Origin of the sequence: Natrinema sp. 1APR25-10V2, assembly GCF_031626495.1 — an archaeon.
In the GTDB taxonomy this organism is placed as follows: Archaea; Halobacteriota; Halobacteria; order Halobacteriales; family Natrialbaceae; genus Natrinema.
In genome coordinates this window covers 16,873-41,833 of sequence record NZ_JAMQOJ010000004.1, presented here as the reverse complement: position 1 = coordinate 41,833, position 24,961 = coordinate 16,873, and the positions used below count along the sequence as shown (strand labels likewise).

At 65.2% G+C, this 24,961-nt stretch carries 23 protein-coding genes and 1 pseudogene; 9 read left to right on the top strand and 15 right to left on the bottom strand.

The annotated features are described in order from the left end of the window. Nucleotides 1–76: 76 nt before the first annotated feature. Entirely contained in the window at nucleotides 77–775 is a 699-nt protein-coding gene (locus NDO75_RS13180; RefSeq protein WP_310906846.1) for a hypothetical protein, read from the bottom strand. Nucleotides 776–933: 158 nt separating this feature from the next. Beyond that, nucleotides 934–1,689, bottom strand: a complete 756-nt coding sequence (locus NDO75_RS13175) for a DUF5781 family protein (RefSeq protein WP_310906844.1) — start codon at nucleotides 1,687–1,689, stop codon at nucleotides 934–936. 254 nt (nucleotides 1,690–1,943) lie between these two features. On the opposite strand from NDO75_RS13175, the gene NDO75_RS13170 reads away from it, so the two are divergent. Beyond that, nucleotides 1,944–4,130, top strand: coding sequence for an elongation factor EF-2 (locus NDO75_RS13170; RefSeq protein WP_310906843.1), 2,187 nt, complete (start codon nucleotides 1,944–1,946; stop codon nucleotides 4,128–4,130). A gap of 105 nt (nucleotides 4,131–4,235) precedes the next feature. Here the strand turns inward: NDO75_RS13170 and NDO75_RS13165 are convergent, their stop codons facing one another. Then, nucleotides 4,236–4,382 carry a hypothetical protein gene (locus tag NDO75_RS13165; protein WP_310906842.1) on the bottom strand — a complete coding sequence of 49 codons (147 nt, stop codon included), beginning with the start codon at nucleotides 4,380–4,382 and terminating at the stop codon, nucleotides 4,236–4,238. A gap of 123 nt (nucleotides 4,383–4,505) precedes the next feature. Further along, nucleotides 4,506–5,885, bottom strand: a complete 1,380-nt coding sequence (serS, locus tag NDO75_RS13160; RefSeq protein ID WP_310906841.1) for a serine--tRNA ligase — start codon at nucleotides 5,883–5,885, stop codon at nucleotides 4,506–4,508. A 113-nt stretch (nucleotides 5,886–5,998) separates the two neighbouring features. Here serS and NDO75_RS13155 point away from each other — a divergent pair, with 113 nt between their 5' ends. Beyond that, nucleotides 5,999–7,207 (top strand): TrkA C-terminal domain-containing protein, encoded by a 1,209-nt coding sequence (locus tag NDO75_RS13155; RefSeq protein ID WP_310906839.1) that lies wholly within the window; start codon nucleotides 5,999–6,001, stop codon nucleotides 7,205–7,207. Nucleotides 7,208–7,330: 123 nt separating this feature from the next. On the opposite strand, the gene NDO75_RS13150 is transcribed toward NDO75_RS13155, so the two are convergent. The 4 genes from NDO75_RS13150 to NDO75_RS13135 form a co-directional block, all read right to left on the bottom strand. Beyond that, nucleotides 7,331–7,912 carry a magnesium transporter gene (locus NDO75_RS13150; protein WP_310906838.1) on the bottom strand — a complete coding sequence of 194 codons (582 nt, stop codon included), beginning with the start codon at nucleotides 7,910–7,912 and terminating at the stop codon, nucleotides 7,331–7,333. Then, complete coding sequence (locus tag NDO75_RS13145; protein ID WP_310906836.1) at nucleotides 7,912–8,487, bottom strand: magnesium transporter; 576 nt, start codon at nucleotides 8,485–8,487, stop codon at nucleotides 7,912–7,914. Before NDO75_RS13145 ends, NDO75_RS13150 begins: the two co-directional genes overlap by 1 nt. Before the next feature lie 141 nt (nucleotides 8,488–8,628). Further along, a complete protein-coding gene (gene crcB / locus NDO75_RS13140) occupies nucleotides 8,629–9,054 on the bottom strand; it encodes a fluoride efflux transporter CrcB (RefSeq protein ID WP_310907530.1) in 426 nt (141 codons plus the stop codon). Between the two features lie 29 nt (nucleotides 9,055–9,083). Continuing rightward, on the bottom strand, nucleotides 9,084–9,491 hold the full coding sequence (locus NDO75_RS13135; RefSeq protein ID WP_310906834.1) for a CrcB family protein: 408 nt from the start codon (nucleotides 9,489–9,491) through the stop codon (nucleotides 9,084–9,086). 159 nt (nucleotides 9,492–9,650) lie between these two features. On the opposite strand from NDO75_RS13135, the gene NDO75_RS13130 reads away from it, so the two are divergent. Further along, complete coding sequence (locus NDO75_RS13130) at nucleotides 9,651–10,565, top strand: cation diffusion facilitator family transporter (protein ID WP_310906832.1); 915 nt, start codon at nucleotides 9,651–9,653, stop codon at nucleotides 10,563–10,565. Here NDO75_RS13130 and NDO75_RS13125 read toward each other — a convergent pair whose 3' ends face one another. Next, nucleotides 10,566–11,708 carry a HAMP domain-containing sensor histidine kinase gene (locus NDO75_RS13125; protein WP_310906830.1) on the bottom strand — a complete coding sequence of 381 codons (1,143 nt, stop codon included), beginning with the start codon at nucleotides 11,706–11,708 and terminating at the stop codon, nucleotides 10,566–10,568. 157 nt (nucleotides 11,709–11,865) lie between these two features. Between NDO75_RS13125 and NDO75_RS13120 the strand changes: the two genes are divergently transcribed. The 3 genes from NDO75_RS13120 (at nucleotide 11,866) to NDO75_RS13110 (ending at nucleotide 17,008) form a co-directional block, all read left to right on the top strand. Further along, complete coding sequence (locus NDO75_RS13120; protein WP_310906829.1) at nucleotides 11,866–12,786, top strand: MBL fold metallo-hydrolase; 921 nt, start codon at nucleotides 11,866–11,868, stop codon at nucleotides 12,784–12,786. Between the two features lie 174 nt (nucleotides 12,787–12,960). Then, nucleotides 12,961–14,919 (top strand): long-chain fatty acid--CoA ligase, encoded by a 1,959-nt coding sequence (locus NDO75_RS13115; protein ID WP_310906827.1) that lies wholly within the window; start codon nucleotides 12,961–12,963, stop codon nucleotides 14,917–14,919. A 205-nt stretch (nucleotides 14,920–15,124) separates the two neighbouring features. Then, complete coding sequence (locus tag NDO75_RS13110) at nucleotides 15,125–17,008, top strand: cation:proton antiporter (protein WP_310906825.1); 1,884 nt, start codon at nucleotides 15,125–15,127, stop codon at nucleotides 17,006–17,008. A 47-nt stretch (nucleotides 17,009–17,055) separates the two neighbouring features. On the opposite strand, the gene NDO75_RS13105 is transcribed toward NDO75_RS13110, so the two are convergent. Continuing rightward, complete coding sequence (locus NDO75_RS13105; RefSeq protein WP_310906824.1) at nucleotides 17,056–17,469, bottom strand: EamA family transporter; 414 nt, start codon at nucleotides 17,467–17,469, stop codon at nucleotides 17,056–17,058. Nucleotides 17,470–17,521: 52 nt separating this feature from the next. Further along, complete coding sequence (locus NDO75_RS13100; RefSeq protein WP_310906823.1) at nucleotides 17,522–18,091, bottom strand: DUF2391 family protein; 570 nt, start codon at nucleotides 18,089–18,091, stop codon at nucleotides 17,522–17,524. Between the two features lie 147 nt (nucleotides 18,092–18,238). Between NDO75_RS13100 and NDO75_RS13095 the strand changes: the two genes are divergently transcribed. Continuing rightward, a complete protein-coding gene (locus NDO75_RS13095; protein WP_310906822.1) occupies nucleotides 18,239–19,924 on the top strand; it encodes an aldehyde ferredoxin oxidoreductase C-terminal domain-containing protein in 1,686 nt (561 codons plus the stop codon). Between the two features lie 124 nt (nucleotides 19,925–20,048). On the opposite strand, the pseudogene NDO75_RS27765 reads toward NDO75_RS13095, so the two are convergent. The 4 genes and pseudogenes from NDO75_RS27765 to NDO75_RS13075 all read right to left on the bottom strand — a co-directional run bounded on the left by NDO75_RS27765 (nucleotide 20,049) and on the right by NDO75_RS13075 (nucleotide 23,266). Continuing rightward, nucleotides 20,049–20,515 (bottom strand): annotated as a pseudogene (locus NDO75_RS27765) (GNAT family N-acetyltransferase). A 129-nt stretch (nucleotides 20,516–20,644) separates the two neighbouring features. Beyond that, nucleotides 20,645–21,415 (bottom strand): TraB domain-containing protein, encoded by a 771-nt coding sequence (locus NDO75_RS13085; protein WP_310906820.1) that lies wholly within the window; start codon nucleotides 21,413–21,415, stop codon nucleotides 20,645–20,647. 82 nt (nucleotides 21,416–21,497) lie between these two features. Then, complete coding sequence (locus NDO75_RS13080; protein WP_310906819.1) at nucleotides 21,498–21,815, bottom strand: hypothetical protein; 318 nt, start codon at nucleotides 21,813–21,815, stop codon at nucleotides 21,498–21,500. Nucleotides 21,816–22,129: 314 nt separating this feature from the next. Further along, a complete protein-coding gene (locus tag NDO75_RS13075) occupies nucleotides 22,130–23,266 on the bottom strand; it encodes a thiolase family protein (RefSeq protein ID WP_310906818.1) in 1,137 nt (378 codons plus the stop codon). Nucleotides 23,267–23,444: 178 nt separating this feature from the next. Here NDO75_RS13075 and NDO75_RS13070 point away from each other — a divergent pair, with 178 nt between their 5' ends. Both NDO75_RS13070 and NDO75_RS13065 read left to right on the top strand, forming a co-directional pair. Further along, complete coding sequence (locus NDO75_RS13070; protein ID WP_310906816.1) at nucleotides 23,445–24,113, top strand: DUF5806 family protein; 669 nt, start codon at nucleotides 23,445–23,447, stop codon at nucleotides 24,111–24,113. A 73-nt stretch (nucleotides 24,114–24,186) separates the two neighbouring features. Further along, entirely contained in the window at nucleotides 24,187–24,879 is a 693-nt protein-coding gene (locus NDO75_RS13065) for an RNA 2'-phosphotransferase (protein ID WP_310906814.1), read from the top strand. The last annotated feature ends 82 nt before the right edge of the window (nucleotides 24,880–24,961 follow it).

The following is a 24,961-nucleotide window of genomic DNA, read 5'->3' as shown; positions in this document are numbered from 1 at the left end:
CTCGTATCGGGCGGCCATCATCGGGCCGACCGCAGTACTGCCTCGGGATCGGGACCGACGTTGCGGCGACGAGACGTTACTTCTGGTCGACCGTTACCCACCCGGACGAATGGGCTCCATCGTCTATAACCCACCGCTCCTGATAGTCGCCGTTCCGTTCCTGTAGTTCGACGACGACATCGAAAAGCGGCGAGAGGATCGGGACGATCCTGGCGTCCCGTTCGACGGGGAGATGATAGTGCGCCATCCCGTCGGCGTCTCGCGTTCGTCCGTTCGTCAGATGCAGGAACTTGAAGAGTTGCTGTCTGCCGTACTCCTCGAGTAAGGGGAGCAACGAGTCGATTCCGACGCGGAGCTCTGCGGGCTCGAGGCCGTTCGCGTCGGACTCGAAGGATTCGATCGCGCTCGAGATGGCGACACCGAGGTCGGCGAGGGTGTCGACTTCGGTCGGCGATGCTGGGATCGATGGTCCAGCCGTGGGGCTGCTCGCAGCGGCGCTGCGAGCCTTTGTATCGTAGCTAATCGCCGAAAACGTCTCCGGGTGGGTGTCGTCGACGAGCAGGGGAAGCTGGTGTGATTCACCGGTCGTCGAGACGAGAATCCGTCTGCGGACCTGCTCGGAGTTCTGACCCAGCAGCCGACGGCAAGCGTCCCGACGCTGGTCCGCTCGAACGGAACCGACGACGAGAACGCCCGCACCCTGGCGTTTCAACCGTGAGAGTTCGTCGGAGAACCCGTCGCCGTTTGCCTCTGTGCAGTCCCTTCCCGAGAGCATTACTGGTATGTTCCATTCATTTATCGGCTTAAACAATAAGTGTTCGGGTTGAAGGGTACACGTTCGCACTCGCTTCCGGCGGCGCCCTGTCGCGTTTTTCTTGTCCGTGCGACGTCGGTTCGATCCCCTCGGCGTCAGTACCGTTCGGCCGATGAGGGTTAGTCCGCAGCGGGGCCGTCACCGCCGACGTACGAGCGGGTGGCGTCCACCAGTACCTGTCGGTAGGTGCTCGCGTCGGGTTCGCGGGCGAGTTCCCGGAATCGGCGCTTAAATTCCCCGAAGTCGATCTCGGGAGCGTCCATCGCGGCCGCGTGGGCGAGATCGTAGAGCCGATGATCCTCGTCGATGAGGTCGTGTCGTTCCGCGAGCGCCAGCGCGAAGGCTGCGTTCACCGCCGTAATCTCCGGATCGGCGCTCGCCGACAGGCGCTCGAGTCCCGGTCGTGGCGGCGTCTCCGGTCGATCGGCAATCGCGACGGCGAGGCTCGACTCGAGGAAGGAGAGCAGTTTCTCCCCTGGGCCGACCGAGAGGGTGATGTCGTCGGCGTAGATGTCTTTCATGTGATTCGCGATCTGGTAGCAGTGGGAGAGTTTGCGGCGCTCGACGCTGCGGCCGGCCAGCGCGAGGTAGAGCACTTCCTCGGTCGACTGCGTATGCGAGGGATGCTGTTGCTCGTGGCGGGCCATGTGGGCGAACTCGTGGAGGGCGAGTTCCCGGGCCATCGCCGACGAAGCGGCCTGTCGCGAGATGTTCAGGACGTGGCGGTCGTCGTAGTGGCCGGCCCAGGTACGTTCGTCGGGATCGTCACGGAGCTGGACCTGAACCGGCAGCGAGAGATCGTGTTCGGTCTCGAAGAGGTCTTGAGCGCTGAGAAACGGCGCGCTCGGACCCGGACCCTGTACGCGTATGTCCATGTGTGGTGATACCAAGGGCTGTTGCTGTATGTCTCTTACGCCCCCTTGCAGTGAGAGGACAGTTCACTCGACTGCGGACCGTCGTCGAACCACGGCCGTGGTTGCAAGTCGATGACTGTCGGGGAATCACCGCTAACTGCGTGGCATTCACTCACGTAAATTGGACGTTCCGGCGTTCGGACGGGGTGAGGCGACGAATTCCGGCGGCGACGAAACACTACCCTTTTGACCCCGCTGGCGGTAAAGGGGTGTATATGGGCCGACGCAAGAAGATCGTCCAAGAGTGTGAACGGCTGATGGACGAACCGGAGAACATCCGGAACATCGCCATCGCCGCTCACGTCGACCACGGGAAAACGACACTTTCTGACAATCTCCTCGCCGGTGCCGGCATGATCTCCGACGAGACTGCCGGCGAACAGCTCGCGATGGACACGGAGGAAGACGAGCAGGAACGTGGGATCACCATCGACGCGGCGAACGTTTCGATGACCCACGAGTACGAGGGAACCAACCACCTCATCAACCTCATCGACACGCCGGGCCACGTCGACTTCGGTGGCGACGTGACCCGCGCGATGCGCGCCGTCGACGGTGCGCTCGTCGTCGTCGACGCCGTCGAAGGGGCCATGCCCCAGACCGAGACGGTGCTGCGACAGGCACTCCGTGAGGGCGTCAAGCCGACCCTGTTCATCAACAAGGTCGACCGTCTGATCTCCGAACTGCAGGAAGGTCCCGAAGAGATGCAGCAGCGTCTGCTGTCGGTCATCCACGACGTCAACGAACTCATCCGCGGGATGACCCAGGACATGGACGACATCGACGACTGGACCGTCTCCGTCGAGGACGGCACCGTCGGCTTCGGCTCCGCGCTGTACAAGTGGGGCGTCTCGATGCCCTCGATGCAGCGCACCGGCATGGACTTCGCCGAGATCATGGAACTCGAGCGCGCGGACAAGCGCCAGGAACTCCACGAGAAGACGCCGCTGTCGGACGTCGTGCTCGACATGGTCTGTGAGCACTTCCCGAACCCCGTCGACGCTCAGCCCCGTCGTATTCCGCGTATCTGGCGCGGTGACGACGAGTCCGAGCTCGCCGAACAGATGCGTCTCGTCGACGAGGACGGCGAGGTCGTCTTCATGGTCACCGACATCGCGATGGACCCACACGCCGGCGAAGTCGCCTCCGGCCGCGTCTTCTCGGGCTCCCTCCAGAAGGGTCAGGAGCTGTACGTCTCCGGGACCGCCGGCAAGAACCGCGTCCAGTCCGTCGGTATCTACATGGGCGGCGAACGCGAAGAGGTCGATCACGTCCCTGCAGGGAACATCGCGGCCGTCACCGGCCTGCGCGACGCGATCGCGGGTTCGACCGTCTCGAGCGCGGAGATGACTCCGTTCGAGTCGATCGAACACATCTCGGAGCCGGTCATCACGAAGAGCGTGGAGGCCCAGACGATGGACGACCTCCCCAAACTCATCGAGACGCTTCGACAGGTCTCGAAAGAGGACCCGACGATCCAGATTACGATCAACGAGGACACCGGCGAGCACCTGATCTCCGGGCAGGGTGAGCTTCACCTCGAGGTCATTACCCAGCGTATCGAGAAGAACCAGGGCATCCCGGTCAACACCGGTGAGCCGATCGTCGTGTACCGCGAGGCCATCGACCGTGCGAGCGACGAGGTCGAAGGCATCTCGCCGAACCGCCACAACCGGTTCTACATCTCCGCCGAGCCGCTCAGCGAAGAGATCGTCGAGACGATCCGGATGGGAGAGGCGTCGATGAACATGCCCGAACTCGAGCGCCGTGAAGCGCTCCAGGAAGCCGGCATGGACAAAGACGATTCCCAGGTCGTAGAGCACATCCACGGCACGAACATCCTGCTCGACCAGACTAAAGGGATCCAGCACCTGAACGAAACGATGGAGCTGTTCATCGAGGGTCTCGAGGAAGCCCTCGACAACGGTCCGCTCGCCAACGAGCCGGTCCAGGGAACGCTCATCCGTCTCCACGACGCGAAACTCCACGAGGACACCATCCACCGCGGTCCCGCACAGGTCATTCCGGCCACGCGTGAGGCCGTCCACAAGTCGCTCATCGACGGTCACATCAAGATGATGGAGCCGATGCAGGACGTCCGTATCGACGTTCCGAACGACCACATGGGCGCCGCCTCCGGCGAGATTCAGGGCCGCCGTGGTCGCGTCGACGACATGTACCAGGAAGGTGACCTCATGGTCGTCGAGGGTATCGCACCCGTCGACGAGATGATCGGATTCGCAAGCGACATCCGGTCTGCGACCGAGGGCCGTGCCTCCTGGAACACCGAGAACGCCGGCTTCGAATTCATGTCTGACTCGCTCCAGCGCGACAAGATCATGGAGATCCGCGAGCGCAAGGGCATGAAGCTCGAGCTGCCGCCGAGCGTCGACTACATCTAAGAGACCGACCGCTTGCACGGATCCTCGCGCGTCTTCCGGACGCGTTCGAGCCCGGAATCTCGGCCACAACCGGTCACTCGTGCGTTTGCGACTCGAATTCGCTCGTTACGCGGTCAAAATTTTCATGTAAAACGGAACCATAGCGAAGAAGACGAGCAGCGCGAGCCACCACGGGAACAGCACTAGCGCGCCGAGGACGAACACCACGCCGACGACCGAGGCGATCACTTTCTGCCGGAGATCGATGTACATAACATCTAATTAAAACAGGCAAATATAAAATATGTAGTGTCTTCGGCGGTCAGTTGTGATACTCGAGGCAAGCCGGTATCGAAGCAAAAGAGCCTGTCGAACCGGCGAACCGGCGGTAAGGCGCTACTCCCGCTCGCCGGCACCCAACGCCGATTCGCCGACCTTCTCGTGGCCCTCGATGACCTCTTTGTCGCCCATGTACGGCCGCAGGGGCTCGGGAATCGTCACCGTGCCGTCCTCGTTCTGGTAGTACTCGAGGATGGCCACCATCACCCGCGGAATCGCCAGCCCGGAGGCGTTCAGAGTGTGCAGGTACTCGGCCGATTCGTGACGCTCGGGGCGGTAGCGCAGGCCGGCCCGGCGGGCCTGGAAGTCCTCGAAATTCGACGCGGAAGAGACCTCGAGCCAGCGGCCGCCCGCCTCGGGGCCGTCGTCCATGTCGTCGCCGGGGGCCCAGACCTCGATGTCGTAGGTCTTGGCGGAGGCGAAGGTGAGATCGCCGGTACAGAGCTCGAGGATGCGGTAGGGGAGGCCGAGTCGCCGGAGGACTTCTTCGGCTTCGTCGAGGAGATTCTCGAGGCGGTCGTAGCTCTCGTCTGGCTCGACGAAGTTGACGAGTTCGACCTTGTTGAACTGGTGGACGCGAACGATGCCACGGGTCTCGGTGCCGTGCTCGCCGGCCTCGCGCCTGAAGTTCGGCGTGTACGCCTGATGCTTGAGCGGGAGGTCGTCCTTGAGGAGGATCTCGTTGGCGTACATGTTGGTGACCGGCACCTCCGCGGTGGGGCAGAGCCAGAGGTCGTCGTCCTCGTACTCCTCCTCGTTGCTGCCGCCGAGCCGGTAGGCGTCGTCGGCGAACTTCGGTAGCTGGCCAGTACCCCGCATCGAGGCGCTCTTGACCGGAACCGGCGGGAAGAGGTCGACGTACCCCTGCTCGCGGTGGAGGTCCATCATGAACTGGATCAGGGCGTGCTCGAGCTGTGCGCCCTCGCCTTTGAGGAAGTAGAAGCCGGAGCCGGTGGTCTTGGCGGCGCGTTCCTCGTCGATGATGTCGAGGTCTTCGCCGAGGTCGTAGTGGGGCGTCACCTCGTCGGGGAGGTCGCGGACGTCGTCGAAGCCCCAGCGCCGGTCCTCGACGTTGTGCCGTTCGTCGAGTCCGAGCGGGACGCTCTCGTGGGGAACCTGCGGGATCTCGAGCAGCCGCTCGTTGAGTTCTTCCTGCAGTTCGGCGGCCTCGTCTTCGACCTCCTCGATCTCGGCTTTGAGTTCCCGCGAGCGCTCGATAGCCTCCTCTCGTTCCTCGTCTTTGCCTTCGCCGACGAGTTTACCGATCTTCTTGGTGATCTGGTTGCGGTCGTGGCGCAGGTCGTCACCTTTCGCCTTCAGCTCTCGCCAGCGCTCGTCGAGCTCGAGGAACTCGTCGATGTCGACGTCGGCCCCGCGGTTCTCTAGGGCATCGCGTACCTCGTCGGGATTCTCGCGCAGATAGGTCCGGTCGAGCATTGGTATTAGTCGTGCGTTCTTTGCGCCCGGGCAAAACCGTGTCGGAAGGCCGCGTCGCCGTCGAGCGCCGCTGGCGGGAAACGTTTTTTCCGCGGGACTTCCTCTTTCGAGGTATGGACCCGCTCGAGGGCGAGACGTCGTCGGCCCCAATCGAGTACGAGCCCGTCAGCGTCAAGGACGTACTCGTGGAGATGAAAGACACCGCGGAGCTGCTGATCGACCTCTCGTACTCGGCTGTCCTCCACCGCAGCGAGGAGCTCGCGACCGAGGTGCTCCGGTTAGAAGAGCGGATGGACGTCCTCGAGCTTCGCGCGCGAATGAGTCTCTTAATGGCCGCCCGGAAACCGGCCGACGCGGAACAGCTCGCGCCCGTGCTAGGTATCGTCGGTGCGGCCGACGAGATCAGCGACGCCGCCGGCGATATCGCGAAGATCGTCCTCGAGGATATGGGCTTACCCGAAGCGATGCGAGCGGCGCTGCCCGAGGCGGCCGAGACGCTGGTCCGGGGCGTCGTCGCTCCCGACTCTCCCTACGCCGGGCGGACGCTCGCGGACATCGACCTCGAGTCGGAGACGGGCGTACGCGTAATCGCACTCCGGCGGGGTACCGACTGGCTGCTCAATCCGGGGCCGAACACGCGCATCGAGGCCGACGACGTGGCCCTCCTCCGAGGCCCCGACACGGCGATCGGCGACGTCTACGAGACGCTGACCGGCGACGGCTACGAAGCGCCGACCGTCGAGGCGCCGGACATCGACGACCTGGAACGGGCCGTCGACACGATCGTCCACATGAAGGACTTCTCCGAACTGGCGGTCGATCTGGCCTACAGCAGCGTGCTGTTCGACAGCGAGGAACTCGCCGAAGAGGTCCGCAACCTCGAGGTCGAGGTCGACGCGATGCAGTCTCGATTCGAGGCCTGGACGCTCCGCGCGGCCGCCGACGCGGCGGACCCGGTCGTCCTGCGGGGGTTGATCCAACTGGGCAGCAGCACGGAGCGAATCAGCGACACCGCACTCGAGATCAGCGAGGGCGTCCTGCGGGACATCGACGTCCACCCGGTCGTCCAGTTGGCCGTTCAGGAGAGCGACGAAATCATCACTCGCGTCGTGGTCGAGGAGGGTAGCGACCTCGACGGGACCGCGGTCACCGCCGGCGTTCCCGATTCCGACTCGACGATGTCGGTGATCGCCATCCGGCGGCCGAGCGACGGCTGGCTCCTCGTCGCCGATGCCGACGCCGAACTCCGCGGGGGCGACGTGCTCATCTCGAAAGGGACCCGGACGGCCGCAGCGGCTTTCCGGGAACTGGCGACCACCTGACGGCGGTTCCATTCCGTTCGCCGTTTAAGTGGCTCTGGTCACAAGGTGAAGCTATGACGGGAGATCGTCCGTTCTCGGGTTTCCACATCGCGTAGTCGCGCCTGTTTCGCTCGGCGTCGTCGCTCAGTTCAGGACGACGAGCGCGACCACCGAGAGAACGATCACGCCGAGGATGTCACAGAGGTTCGTCACCACCGGAATGGTCGTGTCGTCCGGGTCCAGCCCCCGCGTATAGGAAATGTAGGTCGCGCCGAGGCTCAGTACGATAGCGATCACGGCCAGTAGCATGCCGCTGACGATCGAGATCAGGAGGAGATCGGTCAGGGGCATCGGTTGGGCGATGACCTGTCCGACGAACCAGGCGGTGACGCCGAGTGCAGAGAAGACCGTCGCCGCGAGCCCCAGGATCGCCAGTACGTTCGTCCACAGCACTTCGTTCCGCGGGTCGAACTCGAGCAGCCCCAGATGCAGTCGGGTCGAGAGCCGCGAGGAGAGGATCGCGCCGAGATTACCGCCCATCCCGATCATCACGGGGACGAGCACGAGCAGCGTCGGGTTCGAGAGGTAGGTCTCCTCGAGCGCCGAGAGGACGTAGCCCGATCCCATCTCGAGCATCGAGAGGACGAGCAGGATGGGGAACATCGTGCCGACGATGTGTCTGATCGTCCAGGTGTCGAGCGGGTCGTCGGCCCCCGCGGCCGCCATCAGAAGATCACCTCGGCGACGGTGAGCGCGATGAAGAGGAAGACGACGCCGAAGACGTCGCCGAGCGTGGTGACGATCGGGCCGATCAGGTTGTCCGGGTCGAGGCCGTACTGGTAGCTCGCGAAGACCAGCGCCAGCAACCCGAAGATCAGTGTCGTGGAGGTCAGAATCCCCGAGACCAGCATGATCGAGACGAGTTCGATGAGTCTGGCGGATTCCCGCCCGAGCACGTGTAGGATGCCCCACGAGACGACGGCGATGAAGATCGAGATACTGATCCCGTTGATGAACGAGGCCGCGACGGCGTTGATCAGCCGCCGATCCCACGAGAACTCGGGGTCGATCATCCCCTGGTGGAGCCCGCTCGAGATGCGCGCCCCGAGCGCCCCGTAGACGTTCCCCCGGGTCGCGAGGAAGGCGGGAAGCAACAACAGCATACCGGGAAACCGCTGGAATCCTTCGGTCATTCCCTTCGAGCCCAGTACCGCCCCTGCGAAGATCCCGCCGGCGAGGCTGACCACGAGGATCGGGAGCGACTCGCGATAGATACGCCACGCGGATTGGCGAGCCTCCATAGCGGCGTCTAACGCAGCCCGGACATAAACCTACCGCGGGTCGAACGCGAAACGATCGCTCGAGGCCGTGCGGCTTGGTACCACTTCTGACCGATCGCTAACCTGTCTCGAGCGCGCGAGCGGGCTGCGTCTCACCGAGTCTCAGAGCGGCGTCGCGACGACGAGACCCCACGCCAGACCGATCGCCGCGAGCGAGCAGGCGAGATTGGCCGCGGCGTTGCCGACCGCGAGGGCGCGGTCGCCGCGCTCGTACAGCCGAACCGTTTCGGCGGAAAACGAGGAAAAAGTCGTGAACGAGCCGCAGATCCCGGTGCCCGCGAGTCGGAGCGCCGACTCGCTCGCGCCCGCGAAGACGAGCAGTCCGAGTACGAAACTGCCGACGACGTTGACGACGAACGTCGCGAGCGGGAATCGAGAGCTCGCGACTCGTCTCGAAACCTGCCGGCCGACCCAGTGGCGGCAGACCGCACCGATCGCGCCGCCAGTTCCGACGACGTGGGCCGGCTCGGGTTCGAACGCGGCGATGCCGTCGGCGAGCAGCCAGCGGAGGAGCGCGGCCGCGACCATCGCAGCGCTCGGGCTGATACTCGCCGCGCTCACGCCGTCTCACCTCCGGCCGGCCGCGACTGGCCGACGCGGCGGGCCAGCGCCCGGCCCGCGAGGACGCCGACAGCGCCGAGGCCGTAGTTGGCGGCGACGATCCCGACGATCGCGAGCGGCCCCGACGCGGACGCGGTCTGCATCGCGAACGTGCTGTAGGTCGTCAGCGAGGAGAGAAACCCGGTCGCGAAGACGGTTCGCGTCTCGGAGCCGATGTGGCCAGCGTACTCGGCTTCGTAAACCAGAAAGCCCAGCACCGCGCTTCCGACGGCGTTGACGAGGACGATCGAGGGCACGTCCGGAAACAGCCCCATCGCGAATAGCCGGAGGTTCGCGCCGGCGAAGCCGCCGACGGCGATCAGCGCGAGCGTCTCGAGTCGAACGAGGGGGTGGTCGGCTGCCATAGCTGGTTCCGGTGGGCGAGCGAACTCTGTCGCCCGACTGTGCCAGGGGACTCACGGAATCGGTATGAGCGTTGCGAAACCCCGGAATCGGCCATCGACTGCCCCGCCGCCGGCCGCGGAAGGAAAAGAGCCAAGGTTAGACTCCCTCTAAATCGAGCCATGTCCGGAGACGTTGCCGCGGACGGCGGACGGAACGGGTTCGCACGGGCGTCGTGGGCGAACGTCCTCGGCAACGTCGTCAAGATCGTCGTTGAGGGGGCGGCTGGACTCGCCTTCGGCAGCGTCGCCCTGCTCGCGGACGCGGCCCACTCGCTCGCGGATCTGGTCGCCAGCGTCGTCGTTCTCGTCTGGGGCCGGAGCGCGTTCGACGAACCCGACGACACCCATCCCCACGGCCACGACCGGATCGAACCGCTGACCGCGCTGTTCGTCGGGGCGGTCATCGCCCTGCTCGGCCTCAACCTGCTCTACCGGTCCGTTCAGGGGCTGCTGTACGGGACGGAAATCGAGTTCAGCGTGTTGCTGCTCGGGGCACTCGGCTTCGCGATCCTCGATATGTACCTCGTCTATCGCTACACCGTGGAGATCAACGAGGGCCTGCAGTCGACGGCCCTCGCGGCGCTCGCCAAAGACTGTCTGAACGACATCTACACGTCGATCGCCGCCATCGTCGGCGTCCTCGGGGTACTGGTGAACCTGCCGCTGCTCGACCCGGCAGCCGGCGGCCTCGTCAGTCTCCTCGTCGTCTATCAGGGCGTCGAGATCGGCAAGGAGAACGTCGACTACCTCATCGGCGCTGCGCCCGGCCCAGAAAAGCGCGGGGAGATCACGGCGGCGCTCCGCCGGCATCCGGCCGTCGAGGGCGTCCACGACCTCACCGTCTTCTACGACGGGACCGTCCTCGAGGTCGAGGTCCACGTCGAGGTCGACGGCGATATGCCGTTCCGCGAGGCCCACGACATCGAGTCGGATCTGGTCGATCGCCTGCGCGCGCTCGAGGAGGTCGGCGACGCGCACGTCCACCTCGATCCCTCGGGCATCGGCGAGTGGAAGGAGTCGGTCGAGGAGCGCTGATCAGGCGGCCGTGTCTCCGTCGCCGCCCGCACGCGGCAGCGTGACGACGAACGCGCTGCCGTCGGCTCCCGTCTCGGCGAGTTCGACCGTGCCGCCGTATCTGTTCGCGAGGATCCGCGAGAGGTAGAGCCCGAGCCCGTGGTTGTTCGACTTGCGCTCGAACAGCGTCTCTCTGGTGGCTTCGGGAATCCCCGGCCCGTCGTCCGCCACGGTGACAGTGACGGTCTCGGGTGCCGCGTCGACGGTCACGCGAACGCGGGCGGTGTCGCCGTCGTTGTGCTCGATCGCGTTCTCGAGCAGGTTCGAGAAGACCCATCTGAGCCCCTTGTTCCCCCTGACCGCGACGGCCTCGGGGAGTTCGGCCTCGACGGTCGCGTCGTCGTACCGGGCGCGGCAGTCGGCCAGTTGCTCCTCGAGCAGGGCGGTGAGATCGACGACGGCGCCGCCTTCCGGTCCACGGTTTGCGTCTAGCATCGCTCGCACGTCCTCGATGACGCCGACGAGGTCGTCGCTCTCGCGCTCGATCGTCGCGAGACGCTCGCGGGTTCGCTCATCGTCGCACTCCTCGCGCAGCAGCGTCGCGTGGCCGCTGATGATCTGTGAGGAGTTCAGCACCTCGTGTCGCAGGAGGTCGTTCAGATAGGTCAGCAGTTCCCGCTCGTCCGCGAGCTGTTCGGCGCGGACGGTGGCGGCCGTCGCCTCGACCTCGCGCTGGATCGCCCGCGCCTCGACGTAGCCGACGGCGAACCCGCCGACAGCGCCCGCGTTGGCCGCGAACTGGGCCCACGAGACGTTCCCCGCGAACGACCAGGGGAAGACGGCCATCGTCAGGAGGTTGATCAGCAGAAAGCCGAGCGCGCCGCCGAAGAACCACTCGAGAACGCGGCCGTATCGGGAGGGGTCGATGTCACTGCGCTCGAGGTGGTAACCGCCCCAGACGAGCCCGAGCGCCGGGCCGCCGACCAGCGCGAGGCTGAGCAAAACGGCGGTCGCGTCGAGCAGGTCGGCGAAGACGATCCACCAGCCGACGAGGAAGGCGAACGAGAGTCCGCCGAAGCCGCTGACGATCCAAGGGACCGACTCCTGTCGGAGCCACGGGGCCGACGGGCGCAGGCCGAGCCAGTCCGGCGTATCGTGGCTCATCTCGGCGATGGTGACCGCGTTGGTTTCGGGGCGATTCGAAGCATCTACCGTGTGCAAGAGGGTGGGATGTAAAGTCTGTAACGGCCCCGTTCCGTCGTGGTTGCGCCGATCGCCCGCGACGCGAGCTTTTATCCCCCCCGCTAACACGTTTCCCGGTATGGAAGTCGGAGACGTCCACGAAGTCACGACCGGTGACTGTTCGGATCTCTACTATCTCGACACGGGAATGTACGGAACCAGCGGGTACGGCGCCGTCTACATCATCGACGACGACCGACCCGCGGTCGTCGACACCGGTATCGGAACCAACTACGACCTCCTTCTCGAGGCGCTCGACGAGGTCGGCATCGATCGGGCGGCCCTCGAGGTGATCGCGGTGACGCACATCCACCTCGATCACGCCGGTGGCGCGGGCTTTCTCGCTCGCGACTGTCCGAACGCAAACGTCTACGTGCCGGCGCTCGGCGCCGATCATCTGGCCGACCCCTCGCGGCTGGTCGCGGGGACGAAAGCGGCCGTCGGTGAGCAGTGGGACTACTACGTCGAACCCGAGCCGATCCCCGAGGACCGGATCGTCGAAATCGAGGACGGCGACGCCATCGACCTCGGCACGCACGAACTACGCGTTCACGCGGCACCCGGCCACGCGCCCCATCAGGTCGTCTTCGAGGATCCGGCGAACGACGCGGTCTTCGTCGCCGACGCGGCCGGCATCTGGGTGCCACAGACCGAGGAGATCAGGGAGACTTCGCCGCCCTCGCAGTTCGACCTCGAGCAGTGTCTCGAGGACGTCGAGACCCTGAAAGAACTCGATCCCGACGTGTTCTGCTACCCCCACTTCGGACCACGCTACGTCGGCGACGACGCCGCGGACGCGCTCGACGAGTACGCGACCGTCCTCGAGGAGTGGGTCGCGGCGGTCGAGGCGAAACGCGACGAACTCGAGGACGACGAGGCAGTGATCGAATACTTCGCCGAAACGGCGGCGATGGACGACGTCTGGGGCGCGGAGAAGTCGAGTTCGGAGGCGGTGATGAACACGCGTGGTGTGCTTGGCTACCTCGAGGGGCGGGAGTGAGCCTGCAAGCGGCCATCGGTCCGTCGACAATCAACGTTCGGTTCTTTTCCGTGTACCGGTCTATTTCACCCTTCTGAGCTGATTTTTCGCCGAACGGGGCCGGAATATAAACGCAGCGGCGGATGAAATCCGTTTCATCACGTTTTATCGCACGGGAGCTACTCTCACGCATATATGAACTGGTTGGATACCGAACGGGAGTACGAAGACGAGGTCATCGGGGAGACGACGCTCGCACGGATGTTCGAGGAATCGGCCGAGCGGAACACGAATCGACCGGCACAGAAGTACAAGGGAGGGATCTACGACCGATCGCTGGCCGACTCGGTTCTGCCCGCGGCGACGCCCGGCGAGTTCCGGACGATTTCCTACGCCGAGATGCGCGATATCGTTCGCAACCTCTCGGCTGGTTTTCGCGACCTGGGAGTCGAAACGGGGGATCGGGTCGGCCTCTTCTCGAACACGCGGATGGAGTGGGCCCAGTCTGACTTCGCCTTGCTTTCGGCCGGCGCAGTCATCACGACCGTCTACACGAGTTCTTCTCCCGATCAGGTCGAGTATCTGCTCGACGACCCCGACGCAGACGGCGTCGTCGTCGAGAACGAGGAGCTCCTCGAGAAGGTGCTCGACGTCGAGGACGCTCTCGACCTCGAGTTCATCGTCTCGATCGACGAGACCGAGGGGTACGACGACCGCGACGACATCTACACTCTCGGCGAGGTCTACGCCCGCGGCGAGGAGACGTTCGATCTCGAGGCCTACGAGGAACGGATCGACGAGACGGAGTGGGACGATCTGGCGAGCCTGATCTACACCAGCGGGACGACGGGCCAGCCGAAGGGCGTCCAACTCACCCACGGGAACTTCCGGTCGAACGTCAACGCGATCCGGAAGCGGTTCGCGCCGCGCCCGGACAGGGACGACGACGTGCCGGTGTTAGACGAGGAGTCGCTGGCGATGTCGTACCTGCCGCTGGCCCACGTCTTCGAGCGAACCGCGGGGCACTTCGGGCTGTTCGCCAGCGGTGCCTGCGTCGCCTACGCGGAGAGCCCGGACACGCTGCAGGAGGACTTCAGCACCGTCAGCCCGACGACGGCGACGAGCGTCCCACGGGTCTACGAGAAGATCTACGACGCCATTCGCGAGGAGGCCAGCGGCTCGAGCGTGTCGGAGCGGATCTTCGAGTGGGCGACGGACGTGGGCGTGCAGTACCAGCGGACCGAGTCGCCGGGGCCGCTACTGAAAGCCAAACAGGCGGTCGCGGACAAACTCGTCTTCTCGTCGGTCCGCGAGGCGCTGGGCGGCGAGATCGAACTGCTCATCAGCGGCGGCGGTAGCCTCTCGCCGGAGCTCTGTCGGCTCTACCACGCGATGGGGCTCCCGATCTTCGAGGGGTACGGCCTGACGGAAACCGCGCCGGTCGTCTCGACGAATCCGCCAGACGCCGTGAAGATCGGCACTATCGGCGCGCCGCTCGTCAACGTCGACGTAACAGTCGACGAGACCGTCGCCGATCAGGAGGCGTTCGCAGACGACCCCGGCGACGTCGGGGAACTCCTGGTGAAGGGCCCGAACGTCACGCAGGGCTACTGGAACAAGCCCGGCGCGACACAGGGCGCGTTCACGGAGGACGACGACGGCGAACGCTGGTTCCGGACCGGCGACATCATTCACATCCGGCCCGACGGCTACCTCGAGTTCCGCGACCGCGTCAAGCAGATCATCGTCCTCTCGACGGGCAAGAACGTCGCGCCCGGCCCGCTCGAGGACGCCTTCGCCGCCAGCGAGGTCGTCGAGCAAGCGATGGTCGTCGGCGACGGCGAGAAATTTATTGGCGCGTTGCTGGTCCCCAACACGGCTCACGTCCGCTCGTGGGCCGAGGAGGAAGGGATCGATCTCCCCGAGGACCCGCAGGCGATGTGCGACGACGAGCGGGTCCGCGACCACATCCGGCAGGAGGTCGATCGAGTCAACGAGAACTTCGAAAAACACGAGACGATCAAACAGTTCGAACTCGTCCCCCAGGAGTTCACCGAGGAGAACGACATGCTCACCCCGACGATGAAGAAGAAGCGTCGCGTCATCCTCGAGCGGTTCGACGACCGCGTCGACCGGATCTACGAGGACGCCTGAGTTCGCGGCCGTGGCCAGCCGCGCCGGCAGGAGTGACGCGTTCGGTTTCCGGCTCGGTCGGTGCCGGCCCCGATCGAAACCGCTGTACTCGCTCCGTTTTCTCTAGTTCTCGCAGGAGTTAACCGCGTGGACTGTCTCGTTCAAGACGAATGGACGTGCTTGCCGTATCGTCGCGTCGACCGTTCGCGGACCGACAGTCGCGACTATGACGGGTGCGGAAGGCGGCGGCGAGTTGCTCTTGCTCGTCGCCGGGATCGTCGGCCTCGGTGTCTTCTCACAGCTCCTCTCGGCCCGGTTTCGGGTTCCGAGCGTCCTCTTTCTCATCGCCTCGGGAGTCGCGCTCGGTCCGGAAGGGGTCGGTATACTAACTATCGACTCGTTCGGCGAGAGTGGGCTCTCGGCGATCGTCGGCCTCTCGGTCGCCATCATCGTCTTCGAGGGCGCGTTCCACCTCAAGATCGACAAGCTCAAGAAGGCTCCCGCGGCGGCGTTGCGGCTGACGACGGTCGGCGCGGCGATCGCGCTGCTGGGGACCGCCGCCGCGGTCCGGTTCTTCCTCGCGGCCCAGTGGGACATCGCGCTGTTGATCGGCGCGCTGCTCGTCGCGACCGGGCCGACGGTCATCACGCCGATCCTGAAGGTCGTTCCCGTCCGCGACCGGGTCGCGGCGACCCTCGAGACGGAGGGGATCGTCAACGACGTGACGGCGGCGATCCTCGCGGTCGTGCTGTTCAAGTCGATGACGATCAGGGAGATCCACGCCGACATCTACCTCCAGTTGTTCGCCGAGCGACTCGGAACGGGACTGCTCATCGGCGGCGTCGTCGCGGCGGTCGTCTGGGCTGTCCTCCAGTACGTCGATCTCTCGCCCGACAACGCGCCCCAGAACGCGAGATTGCTCACGCTGGCGGGCGCGATCGTCACGTACGGACTGGCCGACTTCGTCTTCTCCGAGGCCGGTGTCGCAGCCGCGGCGACGGCCGGACTCATCCTGGGCAACGCCGATCTGCCGTACGAAGAGGACATCGAGGCGTTCAAGGGCGATGTCACGCTGCTGGTCCTCTCTTTCGTCTTCATCACGCTCGCGGCGCTGCTCGAGTTCGATCAGCTGCTCGCGCTGGGAGTCGGCGGCGTGGCCATCGTCGCGACCGTGATGCTCGTCCTGCGGCCGTTGGTGGTCTTCGTCTCGACACGGGGCGGTCGATTCACGCTCCGAGAGACGCTGTTCATGAGCTTCGTCGGCCCGCGGGGGATCATTCCGGCGTCGGTCGCGACCCTGTTCGCGATCAGGTTACAGACCGACACCGCACCGACGAACCCGGCCGGCGCGGATCTGCTCGTCGGGACGGTCTTTCTCGTCATCCTCGTGACGGTCGTCTTCGAGGGTGGCTTCGCCAGGCAGATCGCGGAGAAACTCGACGTGATACCAATGCGTGTACTCATCATCGGCGGCGGCCGCGTCGGTCGCTCGCTGGCAGAACGGCTCGAAGCGCGCGGTGAAAACGTAGTGCTGATCGACGACGATCGGGCGGCCCTCGAACAACTCCGCAACGACGGTTTCACGGCCCGAGAGGGCGACGGAACCGACATCGAGGTGTTGCGGGGGGCGGGCGCAGAGAACGCCCGGATCATCGTCGGAGCGACCGGCGACGACGACGTGAACCTCCTCGTAGCGCAACTCGCGAAGTCGAGTTTCGACGTCGAGACGGTGATCGCCCGCGCGAACAATCCGTCGAACGCGTCGGCGTTCGAGGATCTCGGCGTCGAGACCATCTCGGCGGCCGAATCGACCGCGTGGGCGATCGACAACGTGATCGAACGGCCGGCGCTCTCGAACTGGATGTCGGAACTCGGCCGCTCGGGCGACGTCCAGGAGATCGAGGTCACCGACGAGAACCTCGTCGGCAAGCAGGTCGTCGATGTCGGGAAGGAACTCCCCAACGGCGTTCTCATCGCGCTCGTTAGTCGGAACGGGACCAACGAGGTCCCGTCCGCGGACGTGGTCCTCGAGAAGGGGGACCACATCACGCTCATCGGCCGGACCGAGGCGGTCCGCGAGGCGATCGAACGCTGCGGGACGCCGGTCTAGGACTGCCGCCGGGTCCCGGACCGCGCTCGTCTCGAGCGCGCTTCTCCTCAGGTCGCGACCAGAACGACGGCGACGACGGCCAGCGCCAGCCCCGCGACGTTCGTCGGGGAGAGCGCCGCGTCGAAGTAGACGACGCCGACGACCGCTGGGACGACGAAGTAGAGGGCGGCGATCGCCGAGACGATCGCCATGCTCCCGCGGGCGAGGCCGGCGTAGAAGCTGATAGAGGCGGCCGCGAGGAAGACGCCCGAGACGAGCGCGGCGGCGACGTCGACGCGCGTTCCGGAGACGGGGCGACGGACCGAGAGCACGTAGCCGCCGACGATCACGAGACTCGCCACGTAAGAGAGGAAGACCGCGTTCACGGGCGAGAGCGACCGCGTTGCGATCCCGCCCGTGACCGCCCAGCCGCCGTACAACAGTAACGCCCCGACCGCGAAGGCGATCGCCGCACTGACCATGCAGGCGACTGCTCCGTCGACCGGAAAACCGTTTCGCTCGAGGGCCCCGTCGTCAGTCCTCGCCGGGGAGGATGTCGCCCAGCGAGCCGCCGATCGCCATCGCGGTGAAGACGACCGAGATCTGACACAGATTGAGCCACGGCTCGTCCCACCCGACGCGGCCCCACAGCGTCATCAATCCAGCCGCAGTCGCGAAGGCGATCACCAGCACCCAGACGGGCCGACGCGGAACGACGCCGGCGTACGGATCGTGGATCTGGACCTCCCGGAAGTCGGCGACGTAGAGGATGCCGACGACGAGGGCGGCCGTGAACGCGAGGTTCGCCAGCAACAGCGCCGGATGTGTGGCGAGGTAGGCTCCGATCGCGATGATGCCGTCTTCGACGAGCATCGGTAGCCCGACGACGACGCTGCCGACGAACGCCTCGGCTTTGTCCTTGCGGGTGAACTCGGTAATCACCTTCCCCACCGCCGCGTTGTGGGAGAGCCGATCGACCAGCCGCATCGTCCGCCGCACCTCCGTCCGTTCGTCGGCCGTATCGACCGTCTCCGCGAGCGTCTCGAGTTGCTCGTAGACGTCGTCGATCGTCGGCTCCTCGACGGGTTCGTCCGGCCGCGACATAGGCGAGCCCAGACGCCACGGGGTCATAAACGCACCCGAAAATGTGGTCGCTGTGAGACGTCGTTCGGCCCCGATCGTTCGATACGCGGCCTATCACCGTTCGAAAAACCGATACCGTTTTGCGCCCGTGACCACCACTGTGGTATCATGAAACACGTACGGGGACCGCTGTGTTCGATCGACGTCGGCGAGCGAACCGTCGAGACCGAGGAGATCGACGACCTTCTCGAGTCGTATATCGGCGGCCGAGCGCTCGGAACGAAACTCGCCCACGATCGGATCCCGTTCGACGCCGATCCGCTGGGGGCCGAGAACTCGCTCTACTTCGCGACGGGGCCGATGCAACACTCGACGATGAGCTTTACCGGTCGGATGTCGGCGACCGCCGTCTCGCCGCTGACGGACGGGTTGCTCTCGTCGAACGCCGGCGGGTTCCTCTCGCGGAACTTCACCGGAACCGGCTACAGCGCCGTCGAGATCTCCGGCTCGAGCGACGAACTCGTCATCCTCCACGTCACCGACGAGGGCGTCGAGTTCGAGGAGGTGCCCGACCTCGCGGAGGCGACCGTTCCCGAAACCTGCGAGTATATCGAAGACGAACACGGCCTCGGCTCGGAGCACACCACGGTCATCGGGCCGGCCGGCGAGAACGAGGTCCGGTTCGCCTCGATCATGACCTCGAAGGAACGGGCCTTCGGTCGCGGCGGGCTCGGCGCCGTTTTGGGTGCGAAGAACGTCAAAGCGATCACGTTCGACGGCGATTCGACCCGCGAGGTCGAGATACCGCCGATCCAGATGGAGATCCACGGCGAGGCCGCTCAGGCCGAACACCCCATGAAGGCCCAGGGGACGACTTCGGTCGCGGAGTACGCGAACATGGTCGAAGCCCTGCCGAGCTACTACTTCGAGGAACTGTCCTTCGAGGGGATCGACGGAATCAGCGGCGACCGCGTCGAGGAGAAGAAGTACAAGAAAGGCACCTGCTCGTCGTGTGCCTTCGCCTGCAAACTGCCCACGCGAGACGAGGAATCCGGCCTCGAGACCGAAGGGCCCGAATACGAGACGCTGATGGCCTTCGGCTCGAACTCCGGCATCGACGACATCGTCGACCTGATGAAGTCGAACAAGCTCTGTGACGAGTACGGGCTCGACACCATTTCGGCGGGCGACACCGTCGCGGCCTACCTCGCGAGCGAAGACGAGTTCGGCAACGCCGACCTCATCCACGACCTCGTCGAGAAGATCGCCCACCGCGAGGGCGTCGGCGACACCCTCGCCGAGGGTGTCGACCGCGTTCACGACGAACTCGGCGTCGACAACTGGACCGTCAAGGGCATGGAGTTCTCCGCCCACGACGGGCGCACGTTAAACGGCCAGGGACTCGCCTTCGCCACCTCGAACCGCGGCGCAGACCACATGTACGCCGAGTTCTACCCCTACGAGTACCCGCTGGTCGACGCCGACGACGCCTTCGACAAGGAGGGCCTCGAGGGCAAACCACCCAAACTCGTCGAACTCGAGAATATCAACGCCATCAAGGACAGCGCCGTCTTCTGTAAGTTCTCGCGGGACTTCCTGAGTCAAGAACGCATGGAGACGCTACTCGACGCCGACTACGAGGAGCTGCTCGAGATCGGCGGCGAGGTCGTCGCGATGGAACGCCACTTCAACAACCAGCGCGGGTTCGACCGCGACGACGACCGCCTCCCCTACGAGATTCCGGACTTCGAGCAGGGGCTGGCCGAGTACTACGACGAGCGCGGTTGGAACGACGACGGGACGGTTCCCGAGGCGGCACTCGAGAGCGGTCACGGCGCGCCGGCCGACGACTGAGCGCTCACAGGCGACGATCAGTGTTTAGTCATCCGTCTCAGTAGATCGGTGAGGAAGCTTTCATTTAGAAGAACCCGTGAACCCCGCGGGAAGTAGAGATCGCGTACTGAACGCGTGTTCTGAGTTACTCTAACGGTTGCGCGTAATCGACTTGCTTCGGTCGGAAATCGTTGTCGCGGTAGAATCGGCGTGCGTTCTCGTTGTGCCACTCACAGGTGACCTTGAGATGGTCACACCCTCTGTCGTGGGCGATCTCCTTGACACGCTTGATCACCTCCGTGCCGTACCCTCGGCTCCGATACGATTCATCGATAGCAAGGTTCACAATACGAAGATATTTCGAATACTGACGGGACGAATGGTGGCCCTCACGGAGGGTGACGAAGCCGATCGTCTCTTCCTCGTAACGAATGAGGTAGTCGGTAATTTATTCGTCGTCGAGATGGGCGCGGAAGCCATCATCCGGGACTTCGTTGATATCTGTATAGGCGAGTGTATTCAGTTCATCGTATGCTTCCTTGCTCTTGCGAGAGAATACCAGTGGTCGACGAGTGTATCGAGGTCATCCGCCGTGGCTTCGATAAGTTCCATACAACAATTCCCTGCTGTTGGCTCTTCAAATCACATATGCTATGGTAGTGCTTGACTCGCTCGACCAAGATAGACAGAATACGAAACAGGTTGACGACATGCCGAATCCGCGCTCTCTTCCGTAGAAAGCTAGTGTTCTCGAATCGGAATCCGAGTCACCGACCGAGCCGGCGCTCTGATCGGCACGGTCGTCGCCGACACGTCGTCTGCTCCCGCAGCATCCGTCTCGAGATCGGAGAGAATCCGCTCGACGCCGTTGTGATGGCCCGCGCCGATCACCGCGACCACGTCGTGCCCTTCTCGGCGGAGCACGTGGAGGCGCTCGGCCATCGCGCGGTCGCGCCGATCGATCAGCACCTCGGCGACTTCGGGGAGGAGGTGTCGCAGGTGGTCGATCGCCGGCTGCACGTCGTCGCCGTCTCGTACGTCCTGCAGCGGCAGTGATAGCATGTCGAACTGGTTCGCGTACTCTTCGGGTCCCATCGCCCACGTACGGAACAGTAGCTTCGGGAGCGTCTCGAAGCCGAGCCGGTCCGAAATCTCGGTCACAGTCTCGGCGATCGGCTCGTCGATGAGCGCCACGTCGCGGTCCAGTTCGGCGGCGGTCTCGACGGCCGCCTCCATGTCCGTTTGCTCGGGGTCAAGTCCGTACAGTCGGACGACCGTCCGCTGGATCGCCCGCAGGGTCGCGTAGGCCGCCGCGGCCGGCGGCGGCAGCTCGTGGGCCAGTTCGGCTGGCTCCTGGCGATCGCGCTGCTCGAGCCGGTCGAAACGCGTTTCGTCGAGTTCGACGGCGACGAGGTCGGGATCAGTCTCGCGGATCGTCTCCCGAACCCGGCGGCGGTGGACCGCCGAGAAGTGGACGCTCGGGACGAGGGTGATGGTACCGGTGGCTGTCATCTCAGTCGCCCGTTCGACGGCCACCGGCTTGAAGCTACGACCCTCGTCGACGGTGCCACATCGATAGCGCTCGAGCGCTGCGTCAGCCGTCTTCCTCGTCGTCCTCGAGCGGCGAGAGCCGGTCGTCGCCCCGCGACGGTAGCGGCGTGTCGTCGGCTCGAGAGGGGTGGACGTTGAAGTTGTTTCCGCGGTAGGGGTCGGTCTCCGGGTCGTAGGAGAGTTCGCTGCGCTCGAAGAGGTAGATGAAGAAGCCGATGATGGGGATGCAGAAGGTGATCGCCGCCCACTTCTTCGGGGGCTCGAGGCCGACCCGGCCGGCGTCGTAGTAGGTGACGGCGGTCAGGCCGAGGTGCCAGGCGAGCGGAATCCCCACGACGACCGCCTGCAACAGCAGACTCATACGTACGCTGACGGGCTCGAGCTACCTAAATCGCCGGTTGCTCGCTCGAACCGAACGGTCGGGAGTTTGACTGGAAGTTCCGTTTTGCTCGAGTTCGGAGACGACGCGAGCGCTTTGCTATCCTGGCAACGAGGAATCGCCACGCCCTCCCCAACCGATTCGCTCACTTCGTTCGCTCATCCCTCGCACGGCTTCGAGCTGCGGTTCGCATTCGCTCACCGCTGCACAGCGCGCGCCGCCGCATATGGATCGCTTCGGCTGTCGCTCGTTCTCGGTCAAAGAAACGTAAAATGTGTGGTAGCCGACGAACCGTCTCAGTTGACGTCGAACTCGATCGCTGCACCCTGGCCGAAGCCGACACAGAGCGTCGCGAGACCGCGGCCGCCGCCGCGTTTCTGGAGTTCGTGGATCAGCGTGACCGGCAGGCGGGCACCCGACGCGCCGAGCGGGTGACCGACGGCGATCGCACCGCCGTTGACGTTGAAGATCTCGGGGTCGATGCCGAGTTCGTCGCGGGAGTACAGTGCCTGACTGGCGAAGGCCTCGTTGAGTTCGACGAGGTCGTAGTCGTCGATGTCGCGGCCGTTGCGCTCGAGCAGCCCCCTCGTGGCCGGGACCGGGCCGATTCCCATGACCGTGGGGTCGACGCCGGCGACGTTGTTCTGGCCGACTTCGGCCACGATCTCGAGGTCGTTCTCCTCGGCGAAGGCCTCGCTCGTGACGAGCAGGGCGGCCGCGCCGTCGGAGATCTGTGAGGCGTTACCGGGCGTGACCGTGCCGTCCTCTTTGAACACCGTGGGTAGTTCGGCGAGCTTCTCGGCGGTGGTGCCGGGACGCAGGCCCTCGTCTTCCTCGACGGTGCCGTCCTCGGTCTCGATCGGGACGATCTCGTCGTCGAAGCGGCCGGATTCGGTGGCCTCGACGGCGCGCTGCTGGCTTCGCGCGGCGTACTCGTCCTGTTCCTCGCGGCTGACGCCGTGCTCTTCGGCGACCTTCTCGGCGGTCATCCCCATCTGGAGATCGCCGAGGTCGTACATTTCGGCCAGTCGCGGGCTGATGTCCTCGAAGCCGCCGCCCATCGGGACGCGGCTCATGTTCTCGACGCCGCCGGCGATGATAGCGTCGCGGTTGCCGGCCGCGATGGCGTCGGACGCGGAGATGACCGACTGCATCGAGGAGGCACACCAGCGGTTGATCGTCGTCGCCGGGACGTTCTCGCCGAGTTCGGAGAGCAAGGCGATGACGCGCGCGAGGTTATTGTCCTGCTCGCCGCGCTGCTGGGCACAGCCCCACATCAGATCGTCGATCTCCTCGCCGGAGAGGCCGGTCTCCGCGAGAATCTCGTTGATCAGCGGTACCGAGAGCTCTTCGCTTCGAACGTCGGCGTACACGCCGTCTTCTTTCCCCTGTGGCGTCCGGACTGCCTTCACCACGACTGGTGTCTGTGACATATACTACCGAATGCCCCTCACGAACTTAAATCCGGTCGAACTGCCGTCCCTCCGCGAAGCGTTTACGGGCGAACGAGCCGCCGACGGTGCCGTCAGAGCTGATATCCGGGCTCGAGGCGATCCGAATCCGACCCGCTCGAGAACAACCCTTATCTCGGGTTGCTGGTAATACGCGGGTATGGACGAGGACGGACCGAACGCCGCTCGAGTCGACGACGCGGAATCGGCGAGCCCTACGGAACGCGCCGCCGACGCTGCTCCAGACACCAGCTCCGACGCCAGCGGCACCGAGAACGCCGACGACGGCTCGATGCCGGGCGTTCCCGACCCCGAGCCACAGGAGAGCGACGTTCCGGCGGACGTACGGAAGTACGCCCGCTTCAAGAAGATGGACGGCGCGCAGTACGATCGGGTCAACGAGTTCCTGCGCGATCGAACCTACATCACCGCCCGCGAGTGGGCCATCGCGCGGCTCTGTTCGGACTTCCGGACCGAGACCGGCGTCGAGATGACGAAAATCGGTGAGAACCTCCCCGAACTCGTCCCCTTCATGACCGACACCTACACGCCGCAGGCGGTCAACCAGGCCCGCTCCTCGTTCGAAGACAAGGTCCGGACGGCCGGCGCGACCTTCCTCTACGGCGCGATGTGTGACTTCTTCACCGCCGAGGAGCTCGACGACGTGATGTACGAGGCCACCGAGGTCGCCAAGTTCCTCCTCGAGGTCGAGGGCGTCGACCTCTCGGTCGAGGACGAACTCGAGGCCGAAGAGCGCATCTCGAGCGTGATGCGCGAGGTCCGCGAGGCCAGCGAGGAACTCCGCGAACAGGACGCGGACGCGGAGTAGTTCCCGCGCTCGAGTGCGCGAGAAACCACCGGACCGCCGAGCGAGTTTTTCCGCTCGAGCGCACAGTACGACCGTGACCGAGGCCGTCCGCATCTGTGGGGAACACGGGCCGTTTTCGGCCGAGCGGGGGCGCTGTCCCGGCTGCGGTTCGCGGGGAGCCCGGTTGCTCTCCGGCTCGCAGCGCCGTCGCCTCTCGACGTTCGTGAGCGGAGCGCTCCGGCACTTCCCCGACGATGTCGGCCTCGAACTGGACGAGCGCGGCCGGGCCGACTACGACGCCCTCGTTGCGGCGGTCGAACGGAAGTACGACTGGGCCGACGCCAGCCACGTCGCGGCCGTCGTCGCGACCGACCCGAAGGGCCGGTTCGAGCGCACGAACGCCGGGACCGGAACTGGTGGCGGCGACGGGGACGCTGGCGACGGCGGTCGCATTCGCGCCGCCTACGGTCACTCCGTCGGAATCGACCTCGAGCCGACGGACGCGCCGATCCCCGATGAACTCTATCACGGAACCGCGCCGTCGAACGTCGACTCGATCCGCGAAGCGGGGCTGCGGCCGATGGCTCGCCAGCGGGTCCACCTCTCGCGGAGCCGCGACGCCGCCCGGACGGTTGGGCGTCGACACGCCGACGAACCGATCATCCTCGCAGTCGACGCCCGGGCGATGCTCGCGGACGGCCACCGGATCGCGAAACGAGGCCAGGAGACGTACACGACCGATGCGGTTCCGCCCGTTTATCTCACGGTCGACCGGGATGGGGTGTGATGTCGCACGAGGGGGACAGCGTCGGGGGACCGAGGCCGACAGAGAACTATAATGTAGTTGCAGTGACTCGGTCGGCATACGA

What these genes read in the sequence shown, in the direction of transcription:
- NDO75_RS13130 (WP_310906832.1), top strand. Translation starts at nt 9,651, where the DNA reads ATGTCCGGAGACGTTGCCGCGGACGGCGGACGGAACGGGTTCGCACGG.
- serS (WP_310906841.1), bottom strand. Translation starts at nt 5,885, where the DNA reads ATGCTCGACCGGACCTATCTGCGCGAGAATCCCGACGAGGTACGCGAT.
- NDO75_RS13095 (WP_310906822.1), top strand. Translation starts at nt 18,239, where the DNA reads ATGAAACACGTACGGGGACCGCTGTGTTCGATCGACGTCGGCGAGCGA.
- NDO75_RS13100 (WP_310906823.1), bottom strand. Translation starts at nt 18,091, where the DNA reads ATGTCGCGGCCGGACGAACCCGTCGAGGAGCCGACGATCGACGACGTC.
- NDO75_RS13150 (WP_310906838.1), bottom strand. Translation starts at nt 7,912, where the DNA reads ATGGCGGCCGCGGGGGCCGACGACCCGCTCGACACCTGGACGATCAGA.
- NDO75_RS13125 (WP_310906830.1), bottom strand. Translation starts at nt 11,708, where the DNA reads ATGAGCCACGATACGCCGGACTGGCTCGGCCTGCGCCCGTCGGCCCCG.
- NDO75_RS13170 (WP_310906843.1), top strand. Translation starts at nt 1,944, where the DNA reads ATGGGCCGACGCAAGAAGATCGTCCAAGAGTGTGAACGGCTGATGGAC.
- NDO75_RS13070 (WP_310906816.1), top strand. Translation starts at nt 23,445, where the DNA reads ATGGACGAGGACGGACCGAACGCCGCTCGAGTCGACGACGCGGAATCG.
- NDO75_RS13080 (WP_310906819.1), bottom strand. Translation starts at nt 21,815, where the DNA reads ATGAGTCTGCTGTTGCAGGCGGTCGTCGTGGGGATTCCGCTCGCCTGG.
- NDO75_RS13085 (WP_310906820.1), bottom strand. Translation starts at nt 21,415, where the DNA reads ATGACAGCCACCGGTACCATCACCCTCGTCCCGAGCGTCCACTTCTCG.
- NDO75_RS13145 (WP_310906836.1), bottom strand. Translation starts at nt 8,487, where the DNA reads ATGGAGGCTCGCCAATCCGCGTGGCGTATCTATCGCGAGTCGCTCCCG.
- NDO75_RS13135 (WP_310906834.1), bottom strand. Translation starts at nt 9,491, where the DNA reads ATGGCAGCCGACCACCCCCTCGTTCGACTCGAGACGCTCGCGCTGATC.
- NDO75_RS13175 (WP_310906844.1), bottom strand. Translation starts at nt 1,689, where the DNA reads ATGGACATACGCGTACAGGGTCCGGGTCCGAGCGCGCCGTTTCTCAGC.
- crcB (WP_310907530.1), bottom strand. Translation starts at nt 9,054, where the DNA reads ATGGTCGCGGCCGCGCTCCTCCGCTGGCTGCTCGCCGACGGCATCGCC.
- NDO75_RS13155 (WP_310906839.1), top strand. Translation starts at nt 5,999, where the DNA reads ATGGACCCGCTCGAGGGCGAGACGTCGTCGGCCCCAATCGAGTACGAG.
- NDO75_RS13110 (WP_310906825.1), top strand. Translation starts at nt 15,125, where the DNA reads ATGACGGGTGCGGAAGGCGGCGGCGAGTTGCTCTTGCTCGTCGCCGGG.
- NDO75_RS13165 (WP_310906842.1), bottom strand. Translation starts at nt 4,382, where the DNA reads ATGTACATCGATCTCCGGCAGAAAGTGATCGCCTCGGTCGTCGGCGTG.
- NDO75_RS13115 (WP_310906827.1), top strand. Translation starts at nt 12,961, where the DNA reads ATGAACTGGTTGGATACCGAACGGGAGTACGAAGACGAGGTCATCGGG.
- NDO75_RS13075 (WP_310906818.1), bottom strand. Translation starts at nt 23,266, where the DNA reads ATGTCACAGACACCAGTCGTGGTGAAGGCAGTCCGGACGCCACAGGGG.
- NDO75_RS13105 (WP_310906824.1), bottom strand. Translation starts at nt 17,469, where the DNA reads ATGGTCAGTGCGGCGATCGCCTTCGCGGTCGGGGCGTTACTGTTGTAC.
- NDO75_RS13120 (WP_310906829.1), top strand. Translation starts at nt 11,866, where the DNA reads ATGGAAGTCGGAGACGTCCACGAAGTCACGACCGGTGACTGTTCGGAT.
- NDO75_RS13180 (WP_310906846.1), bottom strand. Translation starts at nt 775, where the DNA reads ATGCTCTCGGGAAGGGACTGCACAGAGGCAAACGGCGACGGGTTCTCC.